Annotated in this window: 15 protein-coding genes and 1 riboswitch; of the genes, 3 read left to right on the top strand and 12 right to left on the bottom strand. The window is 44.5% G+C overall.

Going from position 1 to position 19,039, the window contains the following annotated elements:
- The first annotated feature begins 107 nt into the window (after positions 1–107).
- Positions 108–3,632 (top strand): CDP-glycerol glycerophosphotransferase family protein, encoded by a 3,525-nt coding sequence (locus HZS85_RS10930; protein ID WP_214855895.1) that lies wholly within the window; start codon positions 108–110, stop codon positions 3,630–3,632.
- Positions 3,633–3,690: 58 nt separating this feature from the next.
- On the opposite strand, the gene HZS85_RS10925 is transcribed toward HZS85_RS10930, so the two are convergent.
- Complete coding sequence (locus HZS85_RS10925; protein ID WP_214855893.1) at positions 3,691–5,709, bottom strand: acyltransferase family protein; 2,019 nt, start codon at positions 5,707–5,709, stop codon at positions 3,691–3,693.
- A gap of 204 nt (positions 5,710–5,913) precedes the next feature.
- On the bottom strand, positions 5,914–6,588 hold the full coding sequence (locus HZS85_RS10920) for a 5'-methylthioadenosine/S-adenosylhomocysteine nucleosidase family protein (protein ID WP_214855891.1): 675 nt from the start codon (positions 6,586–6,588) through the stop codon (positions 5,914–5,916).
- A 169-nt stretch (positions 6,589–6,757) separates the two neighbouring features.
- On the opposite strand from HZS85_RS10920, the gene HZS85_RS10915 reads away from it, so the two are divergent.
- Positions 6,758–7,741, top strand: coding sequence for a ketoacyl-ACP synthase III (locus HZS85_RS10915; RefSeq protein WP_214855889.1), 984 nt, complete (start codon positions 6,758–6,760; stop codon positions 7,739–7,741).
- A 46-nt stretch (positions 7,742–7,787) separates the two neighbouring features.
- Here the strand turns inward: HZS85_RS10915 and HZS85_RS10910 are convergent, their stop codons facing one another.
- The 3 genes from HZS85_RS10910 to HZS85_RS10900 all read right to left on the bottom strand — a co-directional run bounded on the left by HZS85_RS10910 (position 7,788) and on the right by HZS85_RS10900 (position 9,790).
- A complete protein-coding gene (locus HZS85_RS10910; protein WP_214855886.1) occupies positions 7,788–8,318 on the bottom strand; it encodes a GNAT family N-acetyltransferase in 531 nt (176 codons plus the stop codon).
- Positions 8,319–8,380: 62 nt separating this feature from the next.
- Positions 8,381–8,851: a DinB family protein gene (locus HZS85_RS10905; protein WP_214855883.1), complete on the bottom strand. Its 471-nt coding sequence runs from the start codon at positions 8,849–8,851 to the stop codon at positions 8,381–8,383.
- Positions 8,852–8,977: 126 nt separating this feature from the next.
- Positions 8,978–9,790 carry an ankyrin repeat domain-containing protein gene (locus HZS85_RS10900; protein WP_214855880.1) on the bottom strand — a complete coding sequence of 271 codons (813 nt, stop codon included), beginning with the start codon at positions 9,788–9,790 and terminating at the stop codon, positions 8,978–8,980.
- 975 nt (positions 9,791–10,765) lie between these two features.
- On the opposite strand from HZS85_RS10900, the gene HZS85_RS10895 reads away from it, so the two are divergent.
- Positions 10,766–12,033 (top strand): IS3 family transposase gene (locus tag HZS85_RS10895; RefSeq protein WP_483297908.1). Its coding sequence is split into 2 segments (ribosomal slippage): positions 10,766–11,135 and positions 11,135–12,033, totalling 1,269 coding nucleotides; the frame shifts between segments, so codons are not numbered across the junction.
- A 120-nt stretch (positions 12,034–12,153) separates the two neighbouring features.
- On the opposite strand, the gene HZS85_RS10890 is transcribed toward HZS85_RS10895, so the two are convergent.
- From HZS85_RS10890 to HZS85_RS10860, 7 genes are all read right to left on the bottom strand, one after another.
- Complete coding sequence (locus tag HZS85_RS10890) at positions 12,154–12,378, bottom strand: hypothetical protein (protein ID WP_214855877.1); 225 nt, start codon at positions 12,376–12,378, stop codon at positions 12,154–12,156.
- 30 nt (positions 12,379–12,408) lie between these two features.
- Positions 12,409–12,810, bottom strand: coding sequence for a hypothetical protein (locus tag HZS85_RS10885; protein ID WP_214855874.1), 402 nt, complete (start codon positions 12,808–12,810; stop codon positions 12,409–12,411).
- Between the two features lie 323 nt (positions 12,811–13,133).
- Complete coding sequence (locus HZS85_RS10880; RefSeq protein WP_214855872.1) at positions 13,134–14,438, bottom strand: LLM class flavin-dependent oxidoreductase; 1,305 nt, start codon at positions 14,436–14,438, stop codon at positions 13,134–13,136.
- 54 nt (positions 14,439–14,492) lie between these two features.
- The gene (locus tag HZS85_RS10875) at positions 14,493–15,245 is read right to left on the bottom strand and encodes a 3-oxoacyl-ACP reductase (RefSeq protein WP_214855870.1); all 753 of its coding nucleotides are present in this window, start codon (positions 15,243–15,245) and stop codon (positions 14,493–14,495) included.
- A gap of 134 nt (positions 15,246–15,379) precedes the next feature.
- Positions 15,380–15,480: riboswitch (TPP riboswitch) on the bottom strand.
- A gap of 439 nt (positions 15,481–15,919) precedes the next feature.
- Positions 15,920–16,057 (bottom strand): hypothetical protein, encoded by a 138-nt coding sequence (locus HZS85_RS10870; protein WP_214855868.1) that lies wholly within the window; start codon positions 16,055–16,057, stop codon positions 15,920–15,922.
- A gap of 232 nt (positions 16,058–16,289) precedes the next feature.
- On the bottom strand, positions 16,290–17,156 hold the full coding sequence (gene galU, locus HZS85_RS10865) for a UTP--glucose-1-phosphate uridylyltransferase GalU (RefSeq protein ID WP_214855866.1): 867 nt from the start codon (positions 17,154–17,156) through the stop codon (positions 16,290–16,292).
- Positions 17,157–17,190: 34 nt separating this feature from the next.
- Positions 17,191–18,687, bottom strand: a complete 1,497-nt coding sequence (locus HZS85_RS10860) for a glycosyltransferase (protein ID WP_214855865.1) — start codon at positions 18,685–18,687, stop codon at positions 17,191–17,193.
- Between the last annotated feature and the right edge of the window lie 352 nt (positions 18,688–19,039).

Here is a 19,039-nt window from a genome sequence, read left to right as displayed (position 1 = left end):
GCTTTGTTTTTCAAATTTTAGGATGTTTTAGCTATTGATTGTGATAGAATGCTAATGGAAGATAACGCTTTCATATAACATCTTTTAGTAGGAGGTTCCTTGATTCCATGCTGTTTAAATCTGCTCTCCGGGTGCTCCAATTTGGACATTCCGTACTTCCGAAAAAACAAAAAAAACTTAAACGATCGGCATTAAAAGAATCGTTACAGATTCAATCTTCGCCGACAGACTATACGCTATCCGGTCAATTGAATGATCCGTTGCTGACGATCACGTCCTTACGTATCCGCGATCGATCGCAAGAGACGGTCCTTGAAATGCCGAACCAACTGGACGATCATCGCTTCACCTTTCAGCTGTCGCATTCAATCGTGTCTCAATTGAGTCAACATGTTTCTCAGATGCAAGAAGAGGCGGACGTTCCGACGATCGAAGAGGATGGTCTCGCTGAGATCGAGTCCGTCGAAGCCGATCAAGATACGCCCTATCCGATTGGTCGTTTTTCACTCTGGCTAACGTTCACAAAAAACGTCGAGCATCTCACACCGGAACAATTACAAAAATGGGAATCCGACGGGTTACCGAGCCATGCTACGCTCGACGCGACCGTCTTCACCCGCGAAATTCTGTTAGGGCGCTTTCTTGATACACAGATTCCTGCGCCTCTCGCGCCGTTGATGGATGAGACGTTCAACGAATTCGTCCAGTTGTATACGGATCTAAAAGGCAACCTGCGTCTGTTGCTGAACAAAGAACCGCAGACGAAGCCGAAGATTCAAATCGATGCGGTCCATAATGAGACGAAGGCGACGACAGTCATCAGCGGTAAAGCCTTTACGCGTCATGCGTTCATCAAGACGGGACGGTTGCTCCTTGTTCACCGAGAGAGTGGCGATCAAGTCCCTGTCCCAATCGATTGGTTGTACCAAAACGAGGTAAGTGCGAAAAAATTCGGATTGTATCGCTATCATTACACGGCGAAGATTCACTGGTCACAACTCCATCAAGCAGCCCAATTGCAAGAAGGGGTTTATGATGCTTTCATCGCGCTCGATTTCTATCACCGATCGGAACCGAAATTATACCGTCTCGGTCGCGCCCGTTATATTACGCGTCAGCTGACACCGGAAGCGTTAGGGAAAGATGAGACGTCGACGATGCATATCATTCCGTACTACACGGTCGGTCACCGGAATCTATCATTTGAGATGACCGAGTTCACGAATGAAAATTACGCCTATCTGAATCATCTGATGACGTTCGCCCCGCTCTACCGGCTGTTTGCCGAGAAGAACACGTGGCTCGTCGGAGAACGTCCATATAAAGCGCAGGACAATGGTTACCACTTCTTCAAATACATGCGCGAAACCTATCCGGAGCGACCGGTCTATTACGTCATCGATCCGGCGTCGAACGAATATGCGCAAGTCGCTCCGCTCGGAAACGTCTTGCCGATCAAATCGAAGGAACACATCTATCACTCTTTGATGGCAAAGAAGGTCATCGGGACACACCACGCGGAATACTTGTATCCGCTTCGCTCGGAGCCGTTTAAACGCAAGATGCGTGCAGATCGTATCTTCATCCAACACGGGGTTCTCGGAACGAAGAACATGAACAATCAATACGGGAAATTTGCTGCTGCCTTCGACACGGATTTGTTCCTTGTCAGCTCGGAGCGGGAAAAACGACTCGTCACACAAGATATGGGATACGCTGAGCGCGAGGTCAAAATTACTGGCTTGTCTCGCTTTGATGCACTATTGAAAAATGACGTCCCGGTCAAACGTCAGATGCTCGTCATTCCGACGTGGCGGTCGTGGTTACAGACGCCACTCCAGTTCTTCGAATCAGAATACTATCAGCAGTACCAAGCGTTCCTATCGAGTGATCGTTTGCATGCGTACGCGAAACAGCATCGTCTCGAGATCGTTCTTTGCCTGCATCCGAACATGCAGCAATATTCGAGTCACTTCGAGAACTTACCGATCACGGTCATCCATCAGGGCGAACGAGATGTTCAAGGATTGTTAAAGGAGAGCCTCTTGCTCGTCACCGACTATTCGAGTGTCGCTTTTGACTTCAGTTTCTTAAAGCGACCGGTCCATTACCTGCAATTCGACCCGAAACGCTTCATCGGTCCTCTCGGTTCGTATCTCGATCTAGAAAACGAATTACCAGGTCGGATTTCAAAAACAATCGATGACTTGTTCGAGGATCTCGACGCGACGGCACGCCGTGATTTTAAGATGGCGGATGAATACAAACGACGCGCTGACGTCTTCTTGACGAAAACGGATACGACTTACTCTGATCAGGTCTATCAAACAATCGCTAATTATACGAAACAGACGAGTCTTTTAGAGAAGATTCAGACGAACGAGGCGGCGAACATCCTCTTTAAGGTCTATCGCCGAAGCCGGTTCTACTTCCCGACGATGAAGGCAGGATATCGACTCATGCAACGCGTCTTGCCGGTCGACCCGAAACTCGTTGTCTTCGAGAGTGGGCTCGGTAAACATTACGCGGACAGTCCGCGTTACATTTATGAGGAACTGAAGCAACAAGCACTCGGCTACAAAGTCGTCTGGATTTATAACAAGAAGCTTTATCTCGGAGATCCGAACGCAAAAGTCGTCAAACGCTTATCTCCTGCCTACTTTTATTACATGGCGACGGCGAAGTTTTGGGTCAACAATCAGAACTTCCCGCATTACATGACGCGGCGAAAAGAGACGACCTACATTCAGACATGGCACGGCACACCTTTGAAGAAGATGTTGTTTGACTTAGACGAGATCCATGGACGGGACGAAGGCTATGTCGAGCGTGTAACGAACGCAATCCAGCAATGGAGCGTCCTCTTGTCTCCGAGTCCCTATGCGACGAACATCTTTAGAAGTGCGTTCCAGTACGGGGGACCGGTCGTCGAATCTGGTTATCCGCGAAACGATCTCTTCTTTACGGCGAATAATGCGGCGACAATCGAACGAATCCGGACGCAGCTTCAACTGCCGGAAGACAAGAAAGTCATCTTGTATGCACCGACTTTCCGTGACCATCAGTCGCTTGGTAAAGGGAAGTTCTACTTCGACTATCCGTTTGATTTCGACCGGGTCGCGGAAGCGTTAGGCGATGAGTATGTCTTCTTGATTCGGACGCATGTGCTCGTCACGAAAAAGCCGATGATTCCAGCGCAGCACCGGGAACAGTTCATCGATGTGACGGCCTATCCGGACATTCAAGAACTGTACTTAATCACCGATCTACTGATCACAGACTATTCTTCTGTTTTCTTCGACTTCGCGAACATGAATCGTCCGATGATGTTCTATGCGTATGACCTTGATCTCTACCGCGATACGCTGCGCGGGTTCTACCTGGATTACTACAATGACCTTCCGGGACCGATCTTAGAAACGGAAGAAGCATTGCTTCACGCCTTATCGGACATTCCGCGTCTGACGAAAATGTATCAAGCGCAACTTGATGCATTCCGTGCGACGTATGGTCCGATGGAGGATGGGTTTGCCGCTTCTCGTGTCGTCGATGCGTACTTCAAAACGGATCAAATGATGCGTACTCAAACCCTTGAATTACTTGAACAACCAGACGGCAGTTACTCTGTTTGACCGATGATACGAAAAAACGGCTTGCACCCTTTTCTGGATGCAAGCCGTTTTACATATTTTATTCGTCCGTCGCTAATTTTTCTGCGAGGACCTCGTTGAGCTTTTTCTTAAACATCGGAGCAAAACTTTCCGCATACGTATTCGTCATATGGCTGTTATCGCGATAGATGACGACATTGCCGATAACGGGACGGTACTCGCCTTTGACGTGGAAGTAACGCGTCAAATCCAGCTTATGGAGCGACTGGTTCGTTTTTTCGAATTGTTTCCAATACGCCTCATCCGTTTGATTCGGTTGTGTGTTCATTTGTTTCGTCGTATCAGCGATGCTCGTCGTCTCCAGTGCCTCGAGTACGTTAAAATCGTATCGTGGATTGTCCCGGAGTGCTAGCCCCTCAATCCCATACTCGTCCTTGACGTACTGCATCTGGTCGACCATTTGTTGATGGATGCTGTCTTTTGAAGCATCCGCTGCCGTCACGTGTGAGATGATCAAATCAACATCGGCATCTATCAAATAGTTCAAGACATTCTGATTCCAGATTCCTTTTAGCGAGTCCGGTTCATATCCAGTTGAAAAACGTGTTCCTGACCGCGTCAGGTTGAGTAAACGGATGTCCGTCCCTTTGATTGCTTCATGTAAGGCACCGAACCATTGCTCCGAGTGCGAGCTACCGACGAGTGCGATCGTTGCTTTATAATCCTTCGTCTTCCCGTATTCGCCGACCTTCGCTTCCGTCTTTTGCAGCCCTTGGTTGCTACCATCCGTATGGACGAGGGGTAAGTCATTGAAGACGTTCGCATATGACGGGAATGGGGCTTGCTTCGGTACAGACAGTGCCTGTTCAATTGCTAAGGCACCCGGATATTTATTCTTACTGACGGCTTGTTTCAGCTCTTGTTCTTCCATATAAGCGAATCCGAGTAATGATCCGATTAACAAAACGTTGACCGTCAACAGCGCACCTAATTTCTTGAACGCTGTCCGATTGACGGTCGAAGTCCGGATCGGTTTTTCAATCCATTCCGTCATCAGATACGATAAGCCGATCGACGAGACGATGATCAATGTGCCGACGAGCAGACTAGGTGTTTGTTGGACGTTGTAGCGATAGAACTCAAGCAGTACCCAGTGCCAGAGATAAATCCCGAAGGCAATCCCCCCAAGTTTGACCATTGGTTTAGATCCGAGGAACCGTTTTAATCCGAACCGTGTCTCTTGCGTCCCTGATAACACGATCATCAAGGCGCATGTCATTGGCCAGAGTGCGATGTAGCCAGGGAACATTTGCGAGACATTGAACAGAACACCAGTCGTTAGCAAGCCAAGCAGACCGATCCAACCGATGATCGTCGCTACCCACTTCGAGATACGAATCGCGGATAAGTTCACGCATAACAAGCTGCCTAAGGCGAATTCCCAGACCCGCGTCGGCGTAATGAAATACGCCCATGGCTGATTGACTTCAGTCAGATAGATCGAGTACGCAAGTGACGTGACGAACAGGAATCCAAGGAGACCATTGAGGACGGCTTTAACTGATCGAATCTGATATTTGTTCATCATCCATAAGATGAACGAAAACAAAACGAACCAAATCATATAAAACTGCCACTGGATCGATAGCGCCCAAAAATGTTCGACGGGTGACTTCATTTGCGTCGCGTCCAAATAATCCGTACTTGAGACGGCGAGTTGCCAGTTTTGATAAAAGAACATCGAGGCGACGACTTCACGAATCGTTTTACCGAGAATCGATGCTGGTAATAAAAACGTACTTAATACCAAGACGACTCCTAAGATGAATAAAACCGATGGCAACAGTCGTTTCAGCAACTTTGTCACATACGGCAGGAACTTGAACTCTCCTGTCCGGTTGATCGTCGAGATGATTGATGTCGTGATTAAAAAACCCGAGATGACGAAGAAGACATCGACACCACCTGAGACACGATTGAACCAAATGTGATACATTGCGACGAGTAGGGCAGCTACCGTGCGTAGCCCTTCGATTTCTGGACGAAACCGGCTTTCAATATCAATCCGTTTCTGACCAGATACTTTCCATTCTTGCATGCTTCTATGTCCCTCCATCTACTTCTACACCTACGAAACCTGATGATTGCAGCGCATTTCTTGTACAGTTCGGTATGTACTCACCATTTCGAGAAAACGTTTCCATTCACTATGATAGAACATATTTCAAAAAATACAATGCCAATGAACTATATTGCCGTAAGAAACTTGGAAAATATGTAAAAGAAGTGCATCGGGTGCAAATTACATTAGAAATCGATGCAAGTAGTCGTCAAAAATCCGTCGCATGACTTTCGGTGTGTTCTCGATATAGATCCGCATCTGTTCGACGTTTGCTTCGACAGCACCCTCGTTCTTCTCTTCTGTCGGAAAATCGGAGATGCCTTTGATGATGATACATTCGACAGCATTTTTCTGACAGATGTACGCGACAGCCCCCGCCTCCGTATCGGCAATCGTCAGACCGTTATCTCGCAGTTCGATATAGTCTCGCCACATGACGACAGCGCGATCAGCCGTTCCGATCGTTCCGAGATGAAAGTCGTTGCCATATTTTGAGGCGTCGAGATTGACGACGAATGACGGTTTAATGAGTGGTTCAATCTCTTTGACCGTACAATCATATTGAACAGCGCAATCTGGCACGATGATATCGAGTATGTCGTACCTCGGATCGATGCCGGCACATGTTCCGGCAATGATGACCTTCGTCAAGGGAAAACGGAGGATCATATATTGGTTCGCACCGATGCCATTTACTTTTCGAACGCCTGTGCTGTAAAACAGAAGTGTCTTCCCGTTCATCTCACGCGTGAAGTATTCACCATACGGATAAGTGATTCTTTCCTCAGGCGAGACATGAAAATACTCAATCGTCGCGTCAAACTCCCATGTGGTGGCGATGCTGATTCCAATCATCCTTCCTTACTCCTTTCGAGCATCCGCTAAAAACCGCTCTTTTTTTCATCTAATCGAATTGATGATGTGTACGATAAGTTATATTCCTTGTGTTTAAAAGAAAATTCTCTTAAATTATCACCTAGTACTAAAACCAAGTATAAGATCTTTTTACAGGGAGGAACCATTTATGACTGCATATCATGCTCGAGTAACAGCAATCGGCTCTTACGTTCCAAATCAAATTATGACGAACCATGATTTAGAGAAACTAGTAGAAACAAATGATGAATGGATAGTGCAACGAACAGGCATCAAAGAACGAAGAATCGCGGGTCAGACTGAATCGACAAGTGATCTTGCCTATCAAGCAGCCATGAATTTAAAACAGCGTTACAATACAGAATTTCAAGATGTTGATATGATCATCATCTGTACGATGACACCCGATTTTAAGACACCAAGTACTGCATCGTTGGTACAAGCAAAACTCGGTATCAATCATGCGGGTGTAATTGATTTGAACGCCGCATGTGCAGGATTTACATACGGATTACACCTGGCGAACGGGTTAATTTCATCTGGTCTTCATAAAAAAATTCTCGTCATCGGAGCAGAAACACTCTCTAACATCACTGACTATGCCGATCGAAACACATGCATTTTATTTGGAGATGGTAGTGGAGCGGTTCTTGTGGAACGCGATGAAGTCCAGTCTGACTTTATTTCATTCTACTTGAACTCGGAAGGGGAAAAAGGAGCCAGTCTCTATTGTTCGAACTTGTCAAATCACTTGTTCGAAGATCCTATCATTCCCACTAATAAACTCATCCAAAATGGACGCGAAGTTTACAAGTGGGCGGTCAGCACGGTTCCTCGTGGAATGAAACAAGTAGTGGATCAGGCATCAATGACTTTGGATCAAATCGATTGGTTCATTCCGCACAGTGCAAACCTACGCATGATTCAATCGATTTGCGAAAAAAGCAATGTTCCTTTTGATAAAGCGCTTTACAGTCTCATCCATTTCGGAAATACCTCTGCTGCCTCCATTCCCTTATCTTTAGATATAGGTGTTACCGAAGGGAAAATCAAAACGGGTGACTTGCTTCTATTATATGGATTCGGTGGCGGTTTGACACAAGCTGGATTACTAATGAAATGGAGTCTGTGATTCATACAAGGAGGAAGTACAGATGCATCGTACTTCCTCCTTGTTTTTAATTCTGATGACGGACAAGCGTGGTAATATCCAGCCATTCATAGGCTTCATCTTTAACCGTGACATTCCCAAAACGACTCTGACGATGATCTATGTATTTACCTCCGAGTCGTTTGTAAAATGCTCGTCCCGACTCGTTCTTTTTCATCACCCAAACCAGCATCGAGAAGACATCTGCTTTCAGGAAATGAGCAGCGATAGTCGCCATCAATTTTTTGCCGATCCCTAAACCGTGCGCTTCAGGTAATATATAGAGGGCAGATAACTCTCCTATCCGTACTCCATCATCAGCATGAATCTGAGCTGCTGCGAATCCCACTGTGATTCCCTGTTCGTTCAATACCACATATAGGAACGTATCTTGTGAGGAATCGTTCAAAAACTGTGTCCATTTTTGTTCAGCTCGTTGAACCGAGAGTTGTGTCAAATATACATCAGGTACTAAACCGGCGTATGTCGTCCTCCACGTATCAACGTAAATTTTTGCTATTACCTTCATGTCTTTGGACGTGGCTAAACGTATATTCAAGAATTTCATCCCCCTAGCATCGGTAGCTCATAGTACTACCATTATTTTCTCATTCACCTATCTTAGTCCCAAACCCGCACACGCTCAATGTCTGCTGTTCTCAAATAATCGAGTAGCTGTCCTGTATGCACTGCTTCATGATAAGCAATTCGCAACAGCATATCACCAAGCGAACGGACATAACCTGATTCGGAACGATCAATCTGGACCGTCGCTAAATCTGATTCCGGTAGTCGCCCGACATATGTCATGAATTCCTTCCGATAGACCTCCGCAAAGTCTAGCTCCTCTTGCACGGATACGAAGTCACGCCCTTCAAACGGAGACTCATACGACGATAGACTGCCTCCATTTTGTAAGGCTAAGTAATAATAATACTCGCTATCTAACACATGACGAATCATTTCCAAACACGTCATGGCGTTCTCATCCGGTTTCCAATTCAGCTTATCTTCAGGAATCGAGCACCAGACTTTGATGCTTCTTCTTCTCACTTCATTTAAATTCCATACCATCCAATCTTTTGCGTTCATGATGTATCCTTCCTTTCGATGACGAATAAGTGTTCTCCTATCTCTATTTTGACAAAGCGATTTGAAAGTCCTTTTAAAAATAAAAACAGGAAGCCTCCGCAGATGTTTCCTGTTGTCGTCAATCGCTCACTTATTTTCTTCCTCAGACAATGCATCAATCTCTTTTTGTCTTAAAATCTCCGCAATCTGATGGTGGTCATTATCAAGTGCTGCACCACGTGCTGTCTGCCCGTCTTCATTTCGATGGAGTGGATCGGCTCCATAAGAGAGAAGTAAACGGACAATCCGTTCATAACCGTAAGCACTCGCTAATGCAAGGACTGCCGTATCGCCATCCGCGACATTTTCCGCTTCGATGTCAGCCCCTGCCTTTAGAAGCACTTTGACCGCTTTCGGATGATTATTTCCGACTGCCAGATACAGCGGTGTGAATCCGTCTAATCCGATAACATCAACCTCTGCTCCCGCTTCAAGTAACAGTTTGACTTTTTTAGCCTTGCCTTCTTGCGCTGCGTAATGTAGCGGCGTCACCCCAGCTCCATCATCGGTCCGTTGATGTAACAACTCCACATTCTGCGCTAGTTTCCGTAAGACTTTTTTATTGCCGGATCGCCCCGCTACTAAGTGAAGCGCTGAGAAGCCGTACTCATTTAAATCATGATGGGCACCCCGTTTGATCAACAGCAACGCAATGTCCGTCTTTTGATCATACAGCGCAATATGCAGCGGTGACATCCCGTCTTGATTTGGAAGATTCACATCCGCTCCATGATCGAGCAACAATTCGACGATCCGTAGGTACCCTTCCTGAATCGCCCAATGAAGTGCCGCAAACCCTTCTTCATCCAGTTCATTCAGATCGTCACCACGTTCGATGCAGCGCATTACTTGTTTTCGTTTGCCCAAAAAAGCAGCATCTTGGATGGATCGTTTCGTCATGCCCGTTCGCCCCTCACCTGTTCCGTCATTGTCCTCATTTTACAACAACAATCAGTTGTCATGCGCAAAAACGCCTTTGAACATCTGATGTCTTTTGTACCAAGTTCAGTTCGTCACTCATGACATTTATTGATTTTAGGGAGATTGTTAGAATTAAAAGAAAAATAATCATGATCAGAGCATAGATAAACATCGCGAAAATAATGGATTCGTCATATCGTAATATATTTCACTCGATCACTTTGCATTGAAGAAAGCCCACATTATGACGCACATGTGGGCTTTGTTTCAATCGTGTACTCAGCATTAAAAAAATTGAATACTTTATTAATTTGATGTGTTTTTTTTTAGAGATTTTTTAGAAAAAATACCTTCCGTTATTAGGAAAATGACAGCAATTGCCACAGACTTTATTCCATATTCGACCCATGTATCAGTCGACTTCGGAATTCCTTCAAAAAACATTAGAAAAATAAGAAAAAACATTGCTGCGAAAACACTTTCTAAAATTTGATTTTTCATCTTTCTGTATCACCTCTCAATTCTCCATACTTTATTTTACTTTTATAGAAGTAAAACATTTCAATTTTACTATATTTATATAATAACATTCATTTTTTACCAATTCAACTTAAAAAAGGTTTATCCTATTTTTAACGAGGAGACAATCACGTTCTATCTAACAATTTATGGAATGAAATCAACAATTTCCCGTTTGTTTTGGATGAATTGAGAAAAAGTATCACATAAGCATTTTTTTCGCTCAAAATCGCCTTCTAGAGAAAAATAAGCAGGAGCAGCGATGCGAAGCTTGGCCCTGATAAATGATTCGAGACGAACGAAAAAGCGCAATCCTTCTCAATTTGAACTGAACCCCGAATGATAGACACTTGAAAAAAAGTGCATCATTCGGGGTTTTTCGTGTGGATACGAATCGCTATAATGAACCTATTCAATCAGACGGGAGAAACAATCATGAGTAAAATCATCTTCACTATGACCCAAATCAACCAGCTCGAAGAAAACCCAAACGTCGCTTCCGTATCAGAACGCTTGATCCAGTACACGGCCGAGTTCAAGATCAAGACCGTACGTGAGAACATGGAAGGAAAGAGACCTCAACAAATCTTCACGGAGGCCGGATTCGACCTGACGGTGATCGGGAAACGAAAAGCGTATTCCGCGTTGATTCGCTGGCGCCAAACGTTCCGAAAAGACGGAGAGCAGGGTCTCCGGAACGACAAACGTGGAAAAGCTCTTGGAGGCGGACGCACGAAGACAGACGAGTCGATGGAGAGACGGTTGGCGAAGGCAGAGGCACGGATCAAATACCTGACGGCAGAGAACGAGCTCTTAAAAAAGCTAGAGCAGTTAGAGGGGCAGGCGAAACGTACGAACTGACACCAGCAGAGAAATATCAGGTCATCAACACCATCATCCGCATCGCACAGCTTAAGAATCTCGTCCGCCCATTATGTGAGATCGCCGGAGTGAGCCGCAGTGGCTATTACGCTTGGTTGAACCGTGCCGAGGCGGATTCCCTCCGGGAAGAGCGTGATCACCTAGATGCGACACTTCTCAAGAGCATCCATGATAGCCATAAAGGCAAAGTCGGCTATCGGGGGCTGTACATGGAGGTGTTCGCCACCCTCGGTTTCCCGATCAACCATAAACGGATTCTCCGACTGATACGCAAATTTAACATCGTGACTAAAATCCGGAGGATGAACCCGTATCGCAAGCTCTCTCGGGCGACGCACGAGCATCGCGTCGTGCCGAACCGATTGAACCGCGAATTCCGGCAGAGCGAGCCCGGGAAGGTATTCGTGACCGATATCACCTATCTCCCCATCGCCTCCGGCGAGAACGTCTATCTGTCTGTCGCCACACGCGAGATCGTGGCATACAACCTATCCACGGACCTTCGCATGGACCTCGTCTTTCAGGCGATGATTCATTCGGACCAAGGCTTCCACTACACCCATCCGGGCTACCAGCGACTCATTGGCGACCTCGGACTGGTCCAGTCCATGTCCCGTCGGGGCAACTGTCTCGACAACGCACCGATTGAATCGTTCTTCGGTCATTTGAAGGACTATGTCGCCAACCGTTCGTGCGAGTCAATCGAGGAGGTCAGCGAGGTGGTCGGGAACTACATCAGCTATTACAACTACGAACGCGGTCAATGGAACCTAAAAAAGATGACCCCGAAACAATATCGGGACCATCTGATCGCAGCATAGAAAACGTGGTCTTTTTATTAAAGTGTCCATTTTACGGGGCTCAGTTCATTAAGAGAAAAATTACCCTTTGTCTTCAGTCTGAAGCCATCATTCCGAATAAGAAATGATGGCTTTTTTATATCATTTTTCTACTTTCTTTTTTCTGTCTAGTACAATCAAAACAATCCCGATAACAAGTTCTACCGCAATTATCTTCCAAGCCAGATCTGGAATCGCCTCAAAGGCATCCCCTTCGGAGCTACCAGTCACATCTAACTCCTTAAGCAAATAAAAATCAGATAAGTAAATGGATAACCACATCTTAGTAAGTGCTGCTAATACGAAACAAAACCCCATCTTCTGCAAAGAAAAACCTCCACAAACAAAATAACAGTCTCAATAATGCGAAGTCCTCGCATTCCGATTCCGAGGACTTCTTGATGTTTTATCCATCACTAAAACAAAAATACTCATGATGCTCAATAATGTTCCAAGAACTGAAACGAGAATTGTTGTTATGCCATTAGGAATCATAAAACCTATCGGAATTAATCCCAAGAATGTTAAAACTATAATTGATTGATACGCGATATTTATCATTTTAATCACACTGTTACTGAAAAGAGATAAAATCAACGGCAACAAAAATAATCCGACGATGATCATAAGTGAAATTTTGAATACTCCTGGTTCTTCCAAGGAAATGGTACTCTCACCTACTGAATTCTTTGAAGCAACAAATAACATTGTGATAGCTGAGCACATCATCAAAAATACTAACGTAACTCTTTTTAACATGATAACCCCTCCTTACCATAAATATACCATTTTAAATTTAAAAAATGTAATTAACATACTACAAATATAACTTTTTAACAATTTATGAAGTGGGGTTATATCTTTTAAAATTTCATAATACTCGTGTCTGTGAGATTTCGCGATATAATTCAATTTTTCTGGATGCCGAGCTTCCCATTCGAGATTTTGAAGCAATGAGATTTGGATCGTTCCATCCATTTCCGACATCAAGTTCGTCAATCTAAAGTCACGCCGATTCGTGTTCGGGTCTTCAAGGATTTCTTCAAAATCTTTTCGGAATTTAGCTAAATTTTTCATCTAATTTAATCGATTAAACCTAGATGCTCTCTAAATGTAGTACTTTGATAGGACACTTTAAACAATCCTCTTTTTTGTAATTCAGGAACAATCATGTCTACAAAATCTTCTAAACTTGACGGTAATGACGGCGGCATCAAGTTGAAGCCATCTGCTACTCCCTCGTTAAACCAAAACTCCAACTGATCCACAATTTCTTCCGGAGTACCAATCAATGTCAGGTGTCCTCCTCCTGCTGCTAAATAGCCTAATAGTTCTTTGAGCGTCGGATCCGTATCTTCGATAATCTCTAGAATCGTTCGGTAGCGTCCGATGGGTCCGGAAAATTCCTCGATCGATGGTAAGGCCGGAATCTTTGCTTCGAGATCCCATGTGGAGCAGTCCTGTTGCAGAAAGAAACTCAATTGTTTCAACGCATTTTCAACCGGTAATTTTTCATCTAGTTCGGCTTTTTTGGCTAGTGCCTCTTCTCTTGTTTTACCAACATACGTTACTAAGCCTGGGTATATCTTAATCTTTCGATCTGGTGATTCAGTTTGTGTAATTTTCTTATGGAGTTTTTCACGAAAAGCATGGGCTTGTCTAAAATTCCATGACACAGAATATACGGCATCCGCATGTTTGGCTGCAAGGGCAATCCCTTCTTCAGAACCCCCCGCTTGCATCGCTACTGGCTTTCCTTGGGGACTACGCGGCGTAGACAAAGGACCTTTTACGCTGAAATAGGCTTCAGAATGATCGATAACTTGTATACGTTCAGGATCAATCAATTGGTTATCTGATCGATTCGCAAGAAAAGCCGCTTGATCCCATGATAAAAATAGCTTCTCCATCAATGTAACGAATTCGTCCGCCTTTTTATACCGCTCTTCCCTCGGTGGAAGTGCATACATTCCGTGGTTTAGTGCTTCCCAATCTGTCATCGAGGTCACTAAGTTCCAGCCTACCCTCCCCTTCGTTACGTGATCAAGGCTTAGAAGTTGCCTTGCTACTGTATACGGATTGGAGAACGTGCTCGATATCGTAGAGACTAATCCTATATGATCCGTCACTTGAGAAATAGCCGTTAGATTAATTAATGGATCCAACCAAAAGGCAGGTAAATCAGTTGCATTGGTAGCCGGAAAAGATTGATTATCCGCAAAAAATACTGCATCTAAACATCCAGCTTCCGCTATTTGAGACAAACGCTGATAATAGCGGCTCTCTCCGATTTCTTCAATTGCAGAATCAGGCATTAACCATGCGGCTTGATGATGACCACATCCATATAACAAAACGCCGATATTTAACTGATTTCTGTTCGTCATCTTCTGTTCACGAATCCCTTCTCTTACAAGCTGAGAATTTTTAAAACGCCTGCTTTAATTCATCGTTAACCCACCATCGACTGTTACGTTTTGACCGGTAATCCCAGATGCTGCTTCTGATGCCAAAAAGGCAACCAGTTGAGCCACTTCTTCTGGGCTCGTCACTTTTTTCAACGGGGTCGATTGGGCAATAAGATTAAATACTTCAGGGGTTGTCACAGCACTCGCATCTGTGACTTTCAATAACCCACCGGAGACGACATTCACGTTTATACCGTATTGACCTAGTTCTGCGGCCAGGTTACGTGTGAAACCAATCAGACCTGCTTTTGCTGTTGTGTATTCATGATAAGGAACGACGGGGTTTTGATAGAGGTTTGTTCCAATGCTGATGATACTACCGCTCTTTCGTTCCATAAATTGTGGTAAAACACTTTGGATGGTGTGAAAAGCAGCTTTTAGCGTTCCATCCAGTTGCTTTTGATAATCTTCCCACTCTAAATCGATGAACGATTTTTGAGCAACCGGATCAAATTTAAAATCTACTAATGCATTATTGACGACAACATCGATTTGACCGTAATGTGCTGTTGCGGATTGCATCATGCTCTCAACATCTTCCCGCTTCGTAACATCGGCATACAAGGCAAGTGCATTCTCTGCTCCTAGTTCGCTCACAAGCTTTTCAGCCGCCTCTTTGCTTTTATAGTAATTAATCACCACTTTAAATCCGTTGTTCACTAACACCCTTGCAATCGTCGCCCCAAGTCCTCGGCTACTTCCTGTCACTAATACTGTTCTGCTCATTCTTGTCCACTCCCTCATCCATTTTTGCAACTTAAATAGCGAAGTAGTAAACAAAAAACGCAACTCTCCAAAAGGAAAGTTGCGCACGTCTAAATAAACACATAGCAAAGAGCGACATCATCGCCTCCGCTTGTTCATCAGAGTTTACACTTTCCTACGCTAGTACGACCTAGTTCAGGTTCAAAGGGTTTGAGTAGCTACTCATCTCAGTTTAATAACACCCCTAGTGATTCTATTTAAGTTACCTTCACTTTAGTAGTCTTGTGAACACCTGTCAATGATGATGAAAGCGATTCGTTAATAGTATTTCTTTAAAGATCGAGCGTAAAAATAGGATTATTATCTGATTCGGATTACTTTGTTACGGTCATATCTTATACTAGGCAATACTGATTATCATTTTTTCTTTCTTTAATGATGTCTTAATATACGAGCGATTCGATATTTCTGATCAATTACGTGATCTAGTAGTCCGAATCATTAATATTTGCAATGTATAAAGCTTATCTTGCGTAATCATCTTATGGGGGCCATTAAGTAGTAAGTATGTCGTCTTCTCTCTTCAGTTTATATTTAATTTTTTTCGTCTTAAAGTATACGCACTCTATTTGAGAAAAATTGCACTTTGTCTTCAGTCTGAATCGACTAACTTCAGGTGGTCCTTCGTGTATCTCTTACTTTTCACTCGACTTATCCTGTAGGGAGCGCTCTACCAAAAGCACGAAAACGACTGCTGTTAGGACGCCAAGCACTCCTGGTAACACGGAAACGATCGGATCACTGAAAAATGCCGTTGGGATAAGTGCTGTCATTCCCCACTTCACACCCTTCAAGATCACAAGCGATAGAAGCAAGATCAGGAAGATTGTTTTCTTTTCGACACCTGTGAAAAATTGTCATTCTGCTTTTTTATCAGCCTTCACACCGAGCCACGTTAACATATGTAGCACCTCTCTTCTCTTTTTTTCTACGTTTTGACTAGACGGATTGGTTTCATGAATTACAAAAAAACCACTCTGAATCATGTCAGAGTGGTCCATCATGTTAAATGTCTAGTGTCTTGATGAAAGCTTTCAGCTCGTCACGCATCTCTGCATCTTTCAACGCATATTCAATCGTCGTCTTGACGAAACCGAGTTTCTCTCCGACGTCATAACGGTTACCCTCGAAATCATACGCATAGACTTGGCTATCCGCATTCAATCGCTCAATCGCATCCGTCAATTGAATCTCACCGCCTGCCCCTTCTCCTTGATTCGCTAGATAATCAAAGATATCCGGTGTCAGCACGTAACGTCCCATGATCGCGAGGTTCGATGGTGCTTTGCCCGGAGCCGGTTTTTCGACGAATTTCTTCACGTCATACAGTCGTCCGTTTTGTGAAACAGGATCGATGATGCCGTAACGATGCGTATCTTCGGGACGGACTTCTTGTACACCGATGACTGATTTTTCCGTCTGCTCGTAGACGTCCATCAATTGTTTGATTGCGGGATCATCCGACTCGACGATATCGTCCCCGAGTAAGACTGCGAACGGTTCGTTCCCGATGAATTGTTTTGCCGTCAAAATGGCGTGACCGAGACCTTTTTGTTCTTTTTGGCGGACATAGAAGATGTTCGCGAGGTTCGTCGAGAATTGAACCTTCTCGAGTAATTCCGTCTTCCCAGAGTTCTCGAGCGTGATCTCGAGTTCTTTTTGGTTATCGAAATGATCTTCGATGGCCCGTTTGTGTTTACCTGTGACGATGATGATATCTTCGATGCCGGCTTTTGCCGCTTCTTCGACGATATACTGGATCGTCGGTTTATCGAGAATCGGTAACATTTCTTTTGGCATTGCTTTTGTCGCAGGCAAGAAACGTGTCCCGAGTCCTGCTGCTGGGATAATGGCTTTCGTGATTTTCATCATAACGTTCATCCTCTTCATCGTTCAAGTAGTAGGTTTAGTTGCTTAATTCTTCTAGTAATCGTCCGTAGTTCTTTACAGCCGTCTCGAGGTACAGCGATGGCTTCGTCTCGACGCGCGCAAATGGTCGTTCGACGAGTTGCACCATCGCGGCAGCAAAAGCTTCCATGTCGTTCGCTGGAACGAGGTAGCCGTTCTCGCCGTGGGCGATGATTTCGCGTGGTCCGTATTTGACGTCATAAGAAATGACCGGACAGCCGACATTGATACTTTCCATGACCGTCAGTCCAAATCCTTCAAATTCGCTCGTCAACAGTGAGGCTTTCGATTCCCGGAACACTTCTGCCGGATTCGACGTGAAGCCGTGGATTTCAATATCGTCCTGTAAGCCGAGTTCCTCGATCAAACTCTCCATCATCGCCAGTTGCCCTTGTTCGTCCATGCCGTAGAGCACAAGCTTCGTCGCGTGACCGGATTGTTTGAAGATCGCATAACTCTTGATCAAATGATCCATCTGTTTTTGCAAACCGAATCGACCGATGAAACAAAATTGATCCTTGACCTGTTCGCGTCGTTGCGTTTGTTCTGGGACGATGAAGTGCGGAATGATGGAAATCTTCTCTTCCGGGATATTATACCGCTCCAGGATGTCTTCTTTTTGGTGATTCGTCAGACTGATGAAACGTGTCACTTTATCGGATTCCGAGAACATCGTCGTATATGATCCTTTGACGGTCGTACCATCCAAGTGTGAGTTGTGGATGACCATGATTCGTTTGACATCTGCTTTGATGTTGAGAATCGAGCGGTCCAGTAAACGCGCATCGACGAACAAGACATCACCGTCTTTAAACAATCGATTGAAGTAATACTCAAATAAGTCCTTCTCTTTTTTGAACGCTTTGTACATTCTGCCGTTGCGGTATAACTGAATCAAGATGAGCTTCGGGCGCGCCATTTCATTGTAGAACTTCTTACAATAGACATTGCCTTCCGAATCATATAGCTCTTCCATCATCTTTCCATGATGGACCGGCGAATAAATCGTCTTCCGGTGCAATTGACCGTAGACGTTATATTCCCAGCGCTCGACTTTTTTACGGGAAGCGTTCGTCATGAAATCCTCGAATTCGACGACTTGCGTTTCAGGGTAAAATTTACGGTAGAGGACATACTCATCTTCCTCATCATAATAACGAACGGCGTCACTGTTTTTTTTCTCGACGCTTTTCAATCCTTCGATTTCGCGCTCCGTTTCTTTGATGATCGGTTTGTTACGAAAACGAGTCGTTGGAATACTTAACAATTTGTAATCTGATAGCCAATCGTAGATATTTTCAAATTGTACTTTCGGACCGACCTTCTCTTCTGTTCGGAACAATTCGTAGACTTCCATGTAGTTGGCATTGTAGTTCGTCGTAACGATTGTTGAACCCGCGCCAAGTTCTTGTTCCATGAGGGCGATTCGACTCAATAACGACTTCGTTCTACCACCGTGTTTTGGTGGTAATGTCGATGTTACCGTATACAGCATCTGTCATTACTCCCCTTCACCCTTCAAGATTGATCCCTGTTTTTTCTGTGAGTTCAACCTCTATATATAGCCGACTTTGCTTTTTCATAAACCTCTTGCGATACTAGTCGCATTTACCAATACAGTTTCTATTTATCTACTTTTTTAAGAACAAAGTCAATCCGTTTTGCATAATATCCAATCATTGTCATGATTCTGCAACCAACGCTCTGTCGAAGATACGGTAACGTCTGTCTTTTCCCCATATCCTTCAGCAGTAGACTATACTGCAGTGGTTTCAATCAATCTACATCTTTGCAGAAATCGGAAGATATTGTATGGTAAGTGATGTTGTTTAAGAACGACTGAATCA

Source organism: Exiguobacterium sp. s130, from assembly GCF_018619055.1.
Lineage (GTDB): Bacteria > Bacillota > Bacilli > Exiguobacteriales > Exiguobacteriaceae > Exiguobacterium_A.
This window is presented reverse-complemented; position numbering and strand designations above follow the sequence as displayed.

Bases quoted from the DNA above. Each gene is read 5' to 3' on its own strand.
- HZS85_RS10930 (WP_214855895.1), top strand. From the start codon at position 108: ATGCTGTTTAAATCTGCTCTCCGGGTGCTCCAATTTGGACATTCCGTA.
- HZS85_RS10925 (WP_214855893.1), bottom strand. From the start codon at position 5,709: ATGCAAGAATGGAAAGTATCTGGTCAGAAACGGATTGATATTGAAAGC.
- HZS85_RS10920 (WP_214855891.1), bottom strand. From the start codon at position 6,588: ATGATTGGAATCAGCATCGCCACCACATGGGAGTTTGACGCGACGATT.
- HZS85_RS10915 (WP_214855889.1), top strand. From the start codon at position 6,758: ATGACTGCATATCATGCTCGAGTAACAGCAATCGGCTCTTACGTTCCA.
- HZS85_RS10905 (WP_214855883.1), bottom strand. From the start codon at position 8,851: ATGAACGCAAAAGATTGGATGGTATGGAATTTAAATGAAGTGAGAAGA.
- HZS85_RS10900 (WP_214855880.1), bottom strand. From the start codon at position 9,790: ATGACGAAACGATCCATCCAAGATGCTGCTTTTTTGGGCAAACGAAAA.
- HZS85_RS10885 (WP_214855874.1), bottom strand. From the start codon at position 12,810: ATGTTAAAAAGAGTTACGTTAGTATTTTTGATGATGTGCTCAGCTATC.
- HZS85_RS10880 (WP_214855872.1), bottom strand. From the start codon at position 14,438: ATGACGAACAGAAATCAGTTAAATATCGGCGTTTTGTTATATGGATGT.
- HZS85_RS10875 (WP_214855870.1), bottom strand. From the start codon at position 15,245: ATGAGCAGAACAGTATTAGTGACAGGAAGTAGCCGAGGACTTGGGGCG.
- HZS85_RS10870 (WP_214855868.1), bottom strand. From the start codon at position 16,057: ATGACAGCACTTATCCCAACGGCATTTTTCAGTGATCCGATCGTTTCC.
- galU (WP_214855866.1), bottom strand. From the start codon at position 17,156: ATGATGAAAATCACGAAAGCCATTATCCCAGCAGCAGGACTCGGGACA.
- HZS85_RS10860 (WP_214855865.1), bottom strand. From the start codon at position 18,687: ATGCTGTATACGGTAACATCGACATTACCACCAAAACACGGTGGTAGA.